Raw genomic sequence first — 12,589 nt, 5'->3', positions numbered from 1 at the left:
GGCGATCCGGGGTGCGGGGGCCGGTCGCGTACGGGACCGTGGTCTCCATGAACATGACCCTGGAAGTCGTCACGGTCCCCGTCAGCGATCTGGACCGGGCGAAGGAGTTCTACGGCGACAAGTGCGGGTTCACCATCGACCTGGACACCGAGGTCGCGCCCGGCATCCGGATCATCCAGGTGACGCCGCCGGGCTCGCGCTGCTCGATCGCGCTGCAGAGCGGCATGCCGCAGATGCCGGGCACGAAGGAGATGCCCCCGGGCAGCCTGCACGGCCTTCAGCTCTGCGTCACCGACATCGAGGCGGCACGGACGGAGCTCGTCGGCCGGGGGGTCGACGTCTCGCCGGTGATGCACGTCGGCGCGGCGGGCTGGGAGGACGGCAAGGGCGGCACCTGGAACTCGTTCATGACCTTCGAGGATCCGGACGGCAACGGCTGGGTGGTGCAGGAGGCCCCGTCGGAGCTGTCGGAGCGCTGAGCCCCGCCACGGCCTCGGCATCCGACCGTCGGCAGATGCGCGACGCCCCACGTGTCGCCGTCCACCGCCGGGGCGTGGAAGGCACCCGGGCACTCCCGCCCGCCCCGGGCGGGCGGGCGCCGGAGACGCGCGGCCCAGGCGGTCTCTTCCGGCCTAGGTCGTCTCTTTCGGATCTTGCCGGTTGAGCCCGCGGCGTCTGGTGCCTGGGGTCTCCCCGGGCACGCCAGGGCCGAGGGGACACATCGCAAGGCGGAGGGTCGCCCGATTACTGGACGTACTCGGGCGAGCCCGACAACGCTGCGAGGTGCGGTGCCAGGCGTCGCGGGTCAGGCAAGATCCGGAAGAGACGGCCTAGAACCCGAGGTAGAAGTGTCGGAGCTGCTCGTCCTCCGCGACGCAGCGCATCCCGGCCGCCTCCATCACCCGGTGCGAGGCCGGGTTGTCCAGGTCGGCGTCGCCCTTCACCCCGGTGACGCCGGCCACCCGGGCCAGTTCGAGGAGCGCCCGCAGGGCCTCGGAGGCGTACCCCCTGCCCCGCACTCCGGGGACGAGCCCGTAGCCGACGGTCGCGACGCCGATCTCGTCCGGCGGCCCGTGGAACCCGATCCCGCCCACGGCGACGCCGCTGTCCGCGAGCCGTATCTCGTACGGCCGGAACACCCCCGGGTCGCCTCGCTCGGCGACCCCGCGCAGAAAGCCGGTGCAGGCCCGGACGTCCCCGTCCAGCGGGTACTCCTCCCCCCAGAGGTCCCCGTCCCCGGGCTCCCGGGCGACGATGCGCTCGGCCTCGCCCACGCCCATCGGATACAGCACGAGCCGCGCGGTGGCGACTGATTCGATCTTCACCGCGGCAGTCTGAACGGCGGGCCCGGACCCGGGCAAACGAGTTTCCGGCCCTACGCCGGGCGCTGCCCTCGCGCCGCCCAGCGCCGCAGCCTCGCCGTGTTGCTCCGCTTTCGCGACCGCGTCCCCCCGGTCTCCTCCGAGACCACCGCGAATGCCCAGACCGGCGTCCACCGGCGCCGGCCTCCGGCCGTGGTCCACCGGACGGCCGGGAGGCCGCTGACGCCGGTGACGGCCGTCCGCGGTATCACCCGCGTCCACAGGAACCCGCGGACCACGAGCCGCTCGGTCTCGCACCGGACCCCCGCGCGGTACCCCCGCACGGCGAGGGTCGCGCACGCCAGGACGGCGGCGAGCGCCACCGCCCACTCCCCGGCGGTCCCGGCCCCCGCCCCGTACACGAGGGAGCCGACACCCGGCACGAGCCCGGGCAGCGCGTTGGCCGCCCTGTTGACGGGGGTGGGCATGAGCTCCGTGACCGGGGCCCGCCGGGGAGCGTCCCCCGTCACAGCACCGGCAGGTTCTTCCGGAGCTCGAAGGCGGTGACCTCGGAGCGGTACTCCTCCCACTCCTGCTTCTTGTTGCGCAGGAAGAAGTCGAAGACGTGCTCGCCCAGCGTCTCCGCGACCAGTTCGCTCTTCTCCATCAGGGCGATCGCCTCTCCCAGGTTCTGCGGGAGCGGCTCGATGCCCATCGCGCGGCGCTCCGCGTCGGAGAGGGCCCACACGTCGTCGTCGGCGCCGGCCGGGAGTTCGTAGCCCTCCTCGATGCCCTTGAGGCCCGCGGCGAGGAGCACCGCGTAGGTCAGGTAGGGGTTGGCGCCCGAGTCGATGGAGCGGACCTCGACGCGCGACGAGCCCGTCTTGCCCGGCTTGTACATGGGGACGCGGATGAGGGCGGAGCGGTTGTTGTGGCCCCAGCAGATGTACGAGGGGGCCTCGCCGCCCGAGCCGGCCGTGCGCGAGGAGCCGCCCCAGATCCGCTTGTACGAGTTGACCCACTGGTTGGTGACCGCGGAGGTCTCGCCCGCGTGGCGCAGGAGGCCCGCGATGAAGGAGCGGCCGACCTTCGACAGCTGGTACTCGGCGCCCGACTCGTAGAAGGCGTTCCGGTCGCCCTCGAAGAGCGACAGGTGGGTGTGCATGCCCGAGCCCGGGTAGTCCGAGAACGGCTTCGGCATGAACGTGGCCTGCACGCCCTGTTCGAGCGCCACCTGCTTCATGACCAGGCGGAAGGTCATGATGTTGTCCGCCGTGGACAGCGCGTCGGCGTAGCGCAGGTCGATCTCCTGCTGGCCCGGCGCGCCCTCGTGGTGGGAGAACTCCACCGAGATGCCCATCGACTCGAGCATGGTGATGGCCTGGCGGCGGAAGTCCATGCCGACGTTCTGCGGGGTGTGGTCGAAGTAGCCCGAGTTGTCGGCCGGGGTGGGCCGGGTGCCGTCGAGCGGCTTGTCCTTCAGGAGGAAGAACTCGATCTCGGGGTGGGTGTAGAAGGTGAAGCCGAGGTCGGAGGTCTTGGCAAGAGCGCGCTTCAGGACGTAGCGCGGGTCCGCGAAGGACGGCGAGCCGTCGGGCATGAGGATGTCGCAGAACATCCGGGCCGTGCCCGGGGCCTCGGCGCGCCACGGCAGGATCTGGAAGGTGCCCGGGTCCGGCTTGGCGATCATGTCCGATTCGTAGACACGGGCGAAGCCCTCGATCGCCGAGCCGTCGAAGCCGATGCCCTCGTCGAAGGCCTGCTCCAGCTCGGCGGGCGCCACGGCCACCGACTTCAGGAAGCCGAGCACATCGGTGAACCACAGGCGCACGAAGCGGATGTCGCGCTCCTCGAGCGTACGGAGCACGAATTCCTGCTGCTTGTCCATTTCCACACCCATCCTCGCTGGTCAGGCCGCCTGCTCCCACCGCCTCCGGTACATCGGGGGGCACCTGAGCATCCCACCACATGGTTTCGCGCACGTTGCACACCCATACTGCCTGCTCGGGTGTGACTCAGGTAACGGGGGAACGGCCGAAACGGGAGGGTTGCCGGTCCGTCCGGCGGCCGCCCGCCCGTACCGAGTGGTACCCCGTTCGGCCCACGGACGCCTCTCGCCCACTACCATCTGCGCCCATGGGGGCCCCACGGCTCGTACGCCTGTCCCGACACGCGCGTCCCATGGCACTGGCGAGTGCCGTGGCGACGCTCCTCGCCGCGCTCTTCCTCTGTCTGGGGACGGGCCCGGAGCGACAGGACGCCCACCACGAGGGGGAGCCCCGGGTGACGGCCCTCGCCGGCACCGGCGAGTACATCTGCCCGTACGACCGCGGCGGCTGCTCCCTCTTCCCCTCGCTCTCCCCCGCGGTGCTCAGCGCGCCCCCGCTCGACGCCCCGCTGCACGCGGAGGGCGGGACGCCGCGTCTCGCGCCGCCCTCCGTCGACGGCACGGCGCGCCGTTCGGACGCCCGGCCGCGCGCGCCGGACCTGCACGTCCTTCAAGTTCTCCGGACATAGCGGCGGCGGGCGCCCCGCCCACAGGCGGGCCCCGCCCCCGCATGTCCACCCCCGAACTCCACCCCACTCCTGAAGAAGGACGACATCACCATGGCCGCCAACCGCTCCGCCACCGCCACCAACGACCGCCGCGCCCGAATAGAGGCCGCGCGGCGCGCCGAGCAGGCCCGTGAGCGCCGCAACCGCCTCCTGACCATCGGCATCTCTTCCGTCGTCGTGCTGAGCCTCGTCGGCTTCGGCACGTTCATGCTGATGAAGGTCTCCGACAAGAAGGAGGCGGAGGAGAAGGCCGCCAAGGCCCCCATAGCGGCCGAGAAGTCCTGGGACCCGAAGAAGCTCGGCCGCAACCACGTCACCACGGCCGTGAAGTACGACATGAAGCCGCCGGTGGGCGGTGACCACAGCCCGGTCTGGATGAACTGCGACGGTGTGGTCTACGACAAGAAGATCGCCGACGTGAACGCCGTGCACTCGCTGGAGCACGGGGCCGTCTGGGTGACGTACAACAAGCAGGCCTCCCAGGCCGACGTGAAGAAGCTGGCCGACAAGGTCGGCAAGACCAAGTACTCGCTGATGAGCCCCGTGGACGACCAGGCCGGGGCGATCATGCTGTCCGCCTGGGGCAAGCAGGTGACCGTGGACGGCGCTGACGACCCGCGCGTCGACGCCTTCTTCACGAAGTACGTGCAGGGTCCGCAGACCCCGGAGCCGGGCGCGGCCTGCACGGGCGGCCTCGACGCCAGCGGCCAGGGCGGTACGGGGATGGGTCAGTGAAGCTGAACCGTACGCAGGGGGCGGCGGTGACCGCGGTCGCCCTCGCGGTGCTGTTCGCCGGGGGCGCGGTCACCGTCGCCTCCGCCGACCGCGACGAGGCCCCGGCCACCCCGGTCTCCTCCTCCGCGGACGCCGGCTTCGCCCGGGACATGGCCGTCCATCACCAGCAGGCCGTCGAGATGTCGTTCATCGTCCGGGACCGGACGCAGGACGAGGAGGTCCGCCGGCTCGCGTACGACATCGCCAACACCCAGGCCAACCAGCGGGGCATGATGCTCGGCTGGCTCGACCTGTGGGGGCTGCCCAAGAACGTGTCCGGCGTCGAGCCGATGGCCTGGATGGGCATGGGCGCTTCGGGTGACGCGGGCGACCTGGACGGGGCCCTGATGCCGGGCATGGCGACCGACGCGCAGCTGGACGAGCTGAGGAAGGCCAGCGGCCGGGAGGCGGAGGTCCTGTACCTGAAGCTCATGACCGCGCACCACAAGGGCGGGGTCCACATGGCCGAGGGCTGCGTCCAGAAGTGCGGCGTGGAGATCGAGCGGAACCTCGCCCAGGGCATGGTCGACGCGCAGACCTCCGAGATGGCGCTGATGGCGGACATGCTGAAGAAGCGCGGGGCCTGAGGCTCCCTCTTCGCAGGGCCTGCGGCCCCCGTGACCCGCTGCGGTCGCGGGGGCCGGGTCGTCCGCCGACAATGGGTGGGCTCGGGGATTCGTACGACACGTTCGACGAAAGGTACGTACCCCATGACCACGGCGAAGGACATCATGCACCCCGGGGCCCAGTGGATCCCGGCACACGAGACGCTCGACCGCGCAGCCCAGCTGATGCGCAACCTGAACGTGGGCGCGCTGCCCATCGCCGACGAGGACGAACGACTCTGCGGCATCCTCACGGACCGCGACATCGTGGTCGGCTGTGTGGCGATGGGCCACGACCCGTCGAAGGTCACCTGCGGCGAGATGGCGAAGGGCACCCCGCGCTGGGTCGAGTCGGACGCGGACGTGGGCGCCGTCCTTGAGGAGATGCAGGGCCACCAGATCCGGCGGCTGCCCGTCATCGAGGACAAGCGGCTCGTCGGCATGATCAGCGAGGCGGACCTGGCCAGGCATCTGTCGGACGAGCAGCTCAAGGCGTTCTGCGCGAGCGTCTACTCCCCGTCCTGACCTCTCCTGACCCCTCCTGACCCCTACGACAGGATCGCCCGGGCCACCGCGTCCGGGCGGTCGCGCATGACCAGATGGCCCGACGGTTCGGCCGCCTCGTAGCGGGCGCCGAGCCGCCGGGCCAGTGCGCGCTGGCGCCGTTCCCAGCGGGCGGAGCCGTCGGGCGCGGCGAGCACGGTGACGGGGAGGTCCGGCGGCAGCGGGTGCCGCTCGCGCAGGGCGAGGAGCTCGGCGGCGACGGCCCCGTAGTGGGCGTTCTCCAGGAGGGTGCCGCGCAGCACGCGTGAGGTGCCGTAGACGCGGCGGATCAGGGCGGCGGGCGCCGGGTCGGGGCGGACGGTGAGCCTGCGGAGCGCGGGGCCGAGCGCGGCGGGCACTCCGGCGGCGCCGAGGACGGCGCCGAGGGCCCGGGCGCCGGCGGTCGTACGGGAGGGGCGGGGGTGCTCCTCCACCGAGGAGTCGACGAGGACGAGGGCGGCGGTCCGGTCCGGGTGGAGCCGGGCGAAGGCCTCCGCGTGGAACCCGGCGATCGAGTGCCCGACGACGGTGGCGGGCCCGTCGTGGCCGAGGGCGTCGAGGACGGCCGCGATCCGGTCGGCCTCGCCCGCCGCCGTGGGCGGCGCGGCCGCCGGCGCGGAGAGCCCGTGGCCGGGGCGGTCGAAGCGGACGACCGTGCGGTGCGGCGCGAGGTACGGGACGACCGGGTCCCAGTCGAACCAGCTCAGGCCGAGGCCCGCGCTGAGGACGCAGACGGGCCCGGAGCCGTCGACGGCCAGGTGGTGGGCGACGCCCCCGATCCGTACGAACGAGGTCGTCACCGTTCCTCCCGCAGGAGGGAGGCGGCCAGGACGGCGAGCCACACCGCCACCAGGAGGACCTGGAGCCGCTGGCCCGCGCCGAGGGACCAGACGCCCTTCCCGGCCTCGAAGGCGGCGACGGCGGCGAGGGTCCAGGCGGTGGCGGCGAGCTCCAGCGCGACGAGGACGGGGCCGGTACGGGCCAGGAGCGGCCACCGCCCGTACCGCCGGGCGGCGGTGGTCAGGGCGACGAGGGCGGCGAGCGCGCCGGTCATCGCGAGGCTTGAGCTGACGGCGTGGGCCGTATGGGTGGCGGGGACGAGTCCGGCGGTCTCGCGGGCGGCGCACTCGGGGTCGGCGGTCGGGGCGCAGCTGAGCGGCAGCCGCGAGTCGGCGGCGGTGGCGGCGCCGAAGACGGCGAGGGCGATCCAGCCGGTGAGCAGCCAGGGGCGGCGGGCCCGCCCGGGGCGGCGGGCCCGGGTCGGCACCCCGGCGTCCGGTGGTCGCCGGGGCCGGCCGGACGCGAGGCCCGTGAGGGCGCCGGTCAGGACGAGGAGGCCGGCGGCGAGGTCGGTGGCGCGGAAGAGACCGCCGAGGGGCTGGTCGGCGGCGGCGAGTTCGGAGACGTACGTCCGGACCGGGTCGAGGCCGGTCCGGACGAGGACTTCGAGGAGCCAGGCGGTGTACGCGAGCGCGCCGAGGGCGAGGAGGACTCCGGCCGTACGCGTGACACTCCTGGACATACCGGCTCGAACGTCAGGGCGCTACCGATGGTTCCCGGTGCTCGGGGTGGACCCAGCCGGGCTTGCGGTACCTGAGGAGCGCGGCCGGGATGGCGAGGCCGAGGATCAGCAGTCCGCCGCCGACGATGAGGAGGTAGCGCCAGAGCGGCTGGTCGCCGAACTGGTCGGGCGGGACGAAGCCGATGACGAGGGCGGCGACGGAGGCGACGAAGCCGATGCCGGCGACCCATCCGACGGCGGGGACGCGGAAGCCGCGCTCGACGTCGGGCTGGGTCCTGCGGAGTTTGACGACGGCGACGAACATCAGCAGGTAGGCGATGAGGTAGATCTGCACGGTGATGACGGAGAACATCCAGTAGGCGCTGGAGACGTCGTCGCTGAAGGCGTAGAGGACGCCGATCAGGGTGGTGACGACGCCCTGCGCGATCATGATGTTCTGCGGGGCGCCGTCCTTGTTGAACTTCTGCAGCGAGGGCGGCAGATAGCCCTCCTGCCGGGAGAGCAGGACGAGGCCCTTGGCGGGTCCGGCGAGCCAGGTGAGCATGCCGCCGAGGGCGGCGCAGACCAGCATGATGCCGACGACCTTGGTCATCCAGCCGATGGAGAAGTGGTCGAAGAAGGCCTGGAAGGCCTGCATCAGACCGGCGGTGAGGCTGAGCTGCTCCGCCGGCATGACCCAGGCGATGGCGAGGGCCGGAAGGATGAAGATCAGCAGGACGAGGCCGGTCGCCAGGAACATCGACTTCGGGTACTCGCGCTTGGGCTCGCGCAGCGAGGAGACGTGGACGCCGTTCATCTCCATGCCCGCGTAGGACAGGAAGTTGTTGACGATGAGGACCAGGCTCGCGAGTCCGGTCCACGGCGGGAGCCAGTGGTCGGCGCTCATGGGCTGGGCGGAGGGGTTGCCCTGGCCGAGGAAGACGATGCCGAGGGCGACCAGGAGGACGCCGGGGATGAGGGTGCCGACGATCAGGCCGAAGGAGGAGAGGCCGGCGATCGTCTTCGTACCGCGCGAGGAGATCCAGACCCCGGACCAGTAGATGACGATGATGACGATGGCGACGTAGAGCCCGTTCTCCGCGAGGGAGGGGTCGATGACGTACGCGAAGGTCGAGGCGACGTACGCGAGCAGGCTCGGGTAGTACGCGATGGTCATGGCGAACTGGCACCAGACGGCGAGGAATCCGAGGGGCTTGCCGAGGGCCTCGCTGACCCAGCGGTAGATGCCGCCGGACCAGCCGGAGGCGAGCTCGGCGCCGACGAGGGCGGTGGGGAGCAGGAAGACGAGGGCGGGGAGCAGGTAGAGGAAGATCGCGGCGAGTCCGTAGATGGCCATGGACGGCGAGGGCCGCAGGCTGGCGACGGACGCGGTCGTCATGAAGGCGAGCGTCAGCCAGGAGATGCTGTTCATTCCCGGGGGACGCCCCCGGACCCCCTGCTTCTTGCTGCCGTCGCCCTGGGGGCCCGCGGTGTCGGTCGCGGAGGGACGTGCCGACTCTGCCGGTTCGTCAGTGGTCGTCATGGGCCCATGATCAGCGGGGTGCGGCCGCCCCGCATGTCGGGCCTCCGGCGGGGCCGGGTCCGGGTCGGGTGCCGCATCCTCCGGCCGGTCATGAAACCGCCGGCCGGGGCCTGTTCGTCCGGTCTGGCGTCGGCGTTTCGGATCGACTCGGAGGACCCGCATGACCACGCCCATGGACCAGCCCGACGCGGACAGTTCGACTCCGCCGCAGCCGGGCGCGCCCGGGACACCGGGGGTGCCCGGGCCGTCTCCGTACGCCGCGCCGGCCGCCCTCGGCGGTCTCGCCGTTTCCGCGCTCGTCCTCGGCATCGTCGGTCTGGCCCTCGCGACCGTCCCGTTCCTCTTCTGGCTCGGCGCGATGCTGGGCGTCGTGGCGCTCGTCATCGGCATCGTCGGTCTCGCCCAGGCGGAACCGGGGGCAGGCAGGGGGGTGGCGGCCGTCGGCATCGCGCTCGGTACCGTGACGCTCTTCGTGTCGGCGGGCTGGCTGGTCCTCCTCCTCTTCGTCGCGCACGCCGGCGACGACACGGACGAGACCGTCCCCGAGTCCGAGCAGGCCTCCGCCGCGCCGGGGACACCGGGCGCCGGGGCCCTGCCCGCGACCCCGGTGGAGCCGGCCGGGACCGGCCCGGCGGTCCTGGCGTTCGGCGAGACCCACGCGTACGGGCCGGCGATCCGGAGCGTCCCGGTGAAGTGACCCGGGAACCGCTCCCGGATCCCAGGACATAGCGTCGGTCTGACGATTACACTGGGCGGGTGCCTCAACTACGCCTCGCCCTGAATCAGATCGACTCGACCGTCGGAGACATCGCCGGGAACGCCGAGGCGATCGTGCACTGGACCCGGCACGCCGCCGGGCAGGGCGCGCATCTCGTCGCGTTCCCCGAGATGGCGCTGACCGGATATCCCGTCGAGGACCTCGCCCTGCGCTCCTCCTTCGTCGAGGCCTCCCGGACGGCCCTGCGCGGGCTCGCCCGGCGCCTCGCCGACGAGGGGTTCGGGGAGCTGCCGGTCGTCGTCGGCTACCTCGACCGCTCCGAGCGGGCCCAGCCGCGGCTCGGCCGTCCCGCCGGGTCCCCGGAGAACGCCGCCGCTGTCCTGTACGGCGGCGAGGTCGTGCTGCGCTTCGCCAAGCACCACCTGCCGAACTACGGCGTCTTCGACGAGTACCGCTACTTCGTGCAGGGCGACACCCTGCCGGTGGTCCGCGTCCACGGCGTCGACGTGGCCCTGGCGATCTGCGAGGACCTCTGGCAGGAGGGCGGCAGGGTGCCGGCGACGCGCAGCGCCCGCGCGGGACTGCTGCTGTCGGTCAACGCCTCGCCGTACGAGCGGAACAAGGACGACACCCGGCTCGAACTGGTCCGCAAGCGGGCCCAGGAGGCCGGCTGCGTCACCGCCTATCTGGCGATGACGGGCGGTCAGGACGAGCTGGTCTTCGACGGCGACTCGATCGTCGTGGACGCGGCCGGCGAAGTGATCGCGCGCGCCCCGCAGTTCGTGGAGGGCAGCGTGATCCTCGATCTGGAGCTGCCGGCGGCCGAGAAGGACGCGCCCGAGGGCCTGGTGGACGACGGGCTGCGGATCGACCGGGTGGTGCTCTCCGAGGAGCCGCTGCCCGCGTACGAGCCGGAGCTGACGGGCGGTTACGCGCACCGGCTCGACGACGACGAGGAGGTGTACTCGGCGCTGGTCATCGGACTGCGGGCGTACGTCGCGAAGAACGGTTTCCGCTCGGTCCTGATCGGCCTGTCCGGCGGCATCGACTCGGCGCTCGTCGCCTCGATCGCCTGCGACGCGCTCGGCGCGGACAACGTGTACGGCGTGTCGATGCCCTCGAAGTACTCCTCCGACCACTCGCGCGGCGACGCCGCCGAACTGGCCCGCCGCACCGGGCTGCACTTCCGCACGGTGTCGATCGAGCCGATGTTCGACGCGTACATGGGCGCGCTCGGACTCACCGGTCTCGCCGAGGAGAACCTCCAGTCGCGGCTGCGCGGCACGATGCTGATGGCGCTCTCCAATCAGGAGGGCCACATCGTCCTCGCGCCCGGCAACAAGTCGGAGCTCGCGGTGGGCTACTCGACGCTGTACGGCGACTCCGTCGGCGCGTTCGGGCCCATCAAGGACGTCTACAAGTCGGACGTCTTCCGGCTCGCGCGCTGGCGGAACCGGGCGGCCGAGGACCGCGGGCAGACCCCGCCGATCCCGGAGAGCTCGATCACCAAGCCGCCCAGTGCCGAGCTGCGCCCCGGCCAGGTCGACACGGACTCGCTGCCGGACTACGAGGTCCTGGACGCGGTCCTCGCCCTGTACGTGGACCGGGACCAGGGCCGGGACGCCATCGTGGCGGCCGGCTTCGACGAGGCGCTCGTGGCGCGGACGCTGCGGATGGTGGACACGGCGGAGTACAAGCGGCGCCAGTACCCGCCGGGCACCAAGATCTCGGCGAAGGGCTTCGGCAAGGACCGGCGGCTGCCGATCACGAACGGCTGGCGGGAGACGCCCCTTCCGTGACCCGCTCGTCCCCGAGGGGGCTTCCCGCGACGACGCGGGAGGCCCCCTCGGCCGTACCGGAACGGTCGAGCAGGCCCGCGACGGCCGCGATCGCCAGGCCGGCGGCGGTGAGGACCGCGCCGACGAGCGCCGGGGAGGTCCAGCCCCAGCCGGCGGAGACGGCGGCCCCGCCGGCCCAGGCGCCGCCCGCGTTGGCGAGGTTGAAGGCCGAGTGGTTGGAGGCGGAGGCGAGCGTCGGGGCGTCCTTCGCCTTGTTCATGACCAGCATCTGGAGCGGGGTGGTCGTCATGAAGCCGACCGCGCCGAGGACCACCACCGTGACCAGGGCGAGCCAGGGCACGTGGACGGTGAAGCGGAACGCGACCAGCGCGAGGACGAGGGCCGCGAGCGAGCCGTACAGCGTGGGGCGCAGCGCCCGGTCGGTCAGCGGGCCCGCGGCGAGCGCCCCGCCGGTCATGCCCAGGCCGAAGAGGGCGAGGACGATCGTCACGGTGGAGTCGCCGAAGCCCATCACCTCGGTGGTCATCGAGGCGAGGTACGAGTAGACGGCGAAGACGCCCGCGAAGCCGAAGACGGCCGTCAGCAGGCCGAGCAGCACCTGCGGGCGGCGCAGCGCGCGCAGCTCCCCGGCGAGGCCCTGTCGCTCGTCGACGGGGACGTACGGCACGAGGCGGGCGAGCGCGGCCATGGCGAGCAGGCCGATCGCGGAGACCACGAGGAAGGTGGCCCGCCAGCCGAGGTGCTGGCCCAGCAGGGTCGCGGCCGGTACGCCGAGGATGTTGGCGACGGTGAGGCCGAGGAACATCGTGGCGACCGCCCGCGCCTGCCGGCCCTCCCGCACCAGCCGGGCGGCGACCACCGCGCCGAGGCCGAAGAACGCGCCGTGCGGGAGCCCGGCGAGGACCCGGCCCGCGACGAGCCAGCCGAAGCCGGGCGCGAGCGCGGAGGCGAGGTTGCCGACCGTGAAGAGCGCCATCAGCAGGAGCAGCATCCGCTTGCGCGGGACGCGCGAGCCGAGCGCGGTGAGGAGCGGGGCGCCGACGACCACTCCGATCGCGTACGCCGAGACGAGGTACCCGGCGGTGGGGACGGAGGTGCCGAGGTCGTCGGCGACCTGCGGGAGCAGGCCCATCATCACGAATTCGGTGGTGCCGATGCCGAAGGCGGAGACGGCGAGCGCGAGCAGCGCCAGGGGCATGGGTGGAGCCTTTCCCGGGAATTAGTTCTTCGACGAAACAAATCGTCTCAG

At 72.4% G+C, this 12,589-nt stretch carries 14 protein-coding genes; 7 read left to right on the top strand and 7 right to left on the bottom strand.

Features of this window, described 5'->3' with window-relative positions:
* Window positions 1-47 precede the first annotated feature (47 nt).
* The gene (locus tag ABT041_RS19775) at window positions 48-479 is read left to right on the top strand and encodes a VOC family protein (RefSeq protein ID WP_351186087.1); all 432 of its coding nucleotides are present in this window, start codon (window positions 48-50) and stop codon (window positions 477-479) included.
* A 351-nt stretch (window positions 480-830) separates the two neighbouring features.
* On the opposite strand, the gene ABT041_RS19770 is transcribed toward ABT041_RS19775, so the two are convergent.
* Genes ABT041_RS19770 through glnA2 form a run of 3 tightly spaced genes read right to left on the bottom strand, consistent with a single transcriptional unit; the run spans window position 831 to window position 3,189 of the window.
* Window positions 831-1,325, bottom strand: coding sequence for a GNAT family N-acetyltransferase (locus tag ABT041_RS19770; protein WP_351186085.1), 495 nt, complete (start codon window positions 1,323-1,325; stop codon window positions 831-833).
* Window positions 1,326-1,375: 50 nt separating this feature from the next.
* A complete protein-coding gene (locus ABT041_RS19765; RefSeq protein ID WP_351186083.1) occupies window positions 1,376-1,789 on the bottom strand; it encodes a hypothetical protein in 414 nt (137 codons plus the stop codon).
* A gap of 38 nt (window positions 1,790-1,827) precedes the next feature.
* On the bottom strand, window positions 1,828-3,189 hold the full coding sequence (gene glnA2, locus ABT041_RS19760) for a gamma-glutamylpolyamine synthetase GlnA2 (RefSeq protein WP_041128921.1): 1,362 nt from the start codon (window positions 3,187-3,189) through the stop codon (window positions 1,828-1,830).
* 293 nt (window positions 3,190-3,482) lie between these two features.
* Here glnA2 and ABT041_RS19755 point away from each other — a divergent pair, with 293 nt between their 5' ends.
* From ABT041_RS19755 to ABT041_RS19740, 4 genes are all read left to right on the top strand, one after another.
* Window positions 3,483-3,818, top strand: a complete 336-nt coding sequence (locus ABT041_RS19755; RefSeq protein WP_351186081.1) for a hypothetical protein — start codon at window positions 3,483-3,485, stop codon at window positions 3,816-3,818.
* 90 nt (window positions 3,819-3,908) lie between these two features.
* Window positions 3,909-4,592, top strand: a complete 684-nt coding sequence (locus ABT041_RS19750) for a thioredoxin-like domain-containing protein (protein ID WP_351186079.1) — start codon at window positions 3,909-3,911, stop codon at window positions 4,590-4,592.
* A gap of 2 nt (window positions 4,593-4,594) precedes the next feature.
* Complete coding sequence (locus ABT041_RS19745) at window positions 4,595-5,218, top strand: DUF305 domain-containing protein (protein WP_502976538.1); 624 nt, start codon at window positions 4,595-4,597, stop codon at window positions 5,216-5,218.
* 123 nt (window positions 5,219-5,341) lie between these two features.
* Window positions 5,342-5,761: a CBS domain-containing protein gene (locus tag ABT041_RS19740; RefSeq protein ID WP_351186075.1), complete on the top strand. Its 420-nt coding sequence runs from the start codon at window positions 5,342-5,344 to the stop codon at window positions 5,759-5,761.
* Window positions 5,762-5,784: 23 nt separating this feature from the next.
* Here ABT041_RS19740 and ABT041_RS19735 read toward each other — a convergent pair whose 3' ends face one another.
* Genes ABT041_RS19735 through gadC form a run of 3 tightly spaced genes read right to left on the bottom strand, consistent with a single transcriptional unit; the run spans window position 5,785 to window position 8,823 of the window.
* A complete protein-coding gene (locus tag ABT041_RS19735) occupies window positions 5,785-6,579 on the bottom strand; it encodes an alpha/beta fold hydrolase (protein WP_351186073.1) in 795 nt (264 codons plus the stop codon).
* A complete protein-coding gene (locus ABT041_RS19730) occupies window positions 6,576-7,301 on the bottom strand; it encodes a DUF998 domain-containing protein (RefSeq protein WP_351186071.1) in 726 nt (241 codons plus the stop codon). Before ABT041_RS19730 ends, ABT041_RS19735 begins: the two co-directional genes overlap by 4 nt.
* A 13-nt stretch (window positions 7,302-7,314) precedes the next feature.
* Window positions 7,315-8,823, bottom strand: coding sequence for a glutamate/gamma-aminobutyrate antiporter GadC (gadC, locus tag ABT041_RS19725; protein WP_351186069.1), 1,509 nt, complete (start codon window positions 8,821-8,823; stop codon window positions 7,315-7,317).
* A 160-nt stretch (window positions 8,824-8,983) separates the two neighbouring features.
* On the opposite strand from gadC, the gene ABT041_RS19720 reads away from it, so the two are divergent.
* Together ABT041_RS19720 and ABT041_RS19715 are read left to right on the top strand one after the other, a co-directional pair.
* Window positions 8,984-9,520, top strand: a complete 537-nt coding sequence (locus tag ABT041_RS19720) for a DUF4190 domain-containing protein (RefSeq protein WP_351186067.1) — start codon at window positions 8,984-8,986, stop codon at window positions 9,518-9,520.
* 59 nt (window positions 9,521-9,579) lie between these two features.
* Window positions 9,580-11,340 (top strand): NAD+ synthase, encoded by a 1,761-nt coding sequence (locus ABT041_RS19715; protein ID WP_351186065.1) that lies wholly within the window; start codon window positions 9,580-9,582, stop codon window positions 11,338-11,340.
* Here ABT041_RS19715 and ABT041_RS19710 read toward each other — a convergent pair.
* Window positions 11,306-12,538: an MFS transporter gene (locus ABT041_RS19710; protein ID WP_351186063.1), complete on the bottom strand. Its 1,233-nt coding sequence runs from the start codon at window positions 12,536-12,538 to the stop codon at window positions 11,306-11,308. The two genes, ABT041_RS19715 and ABT041_RS19710, sit on opposite strands and share 35 nt — an antisense overlap.
* Between the last annotated feature and the right edge of the window lie 51 nt (window positions 12,539-12,589).

This window comes from Streptomyces sp. NPDC002825, from assembly GCF_040295385.1.
Classification (GTDB): domain Bacteria; phylum Actinomycetota; class Actinomycetes; order Streptomycetales; family Streptomycetaceae; genus Streptomyces.
The sequence above is the reverse complement of the archived record's forward strand: the minus strand, read 5'-3'. Positions and strand labels throughout refer to the sequence as shown.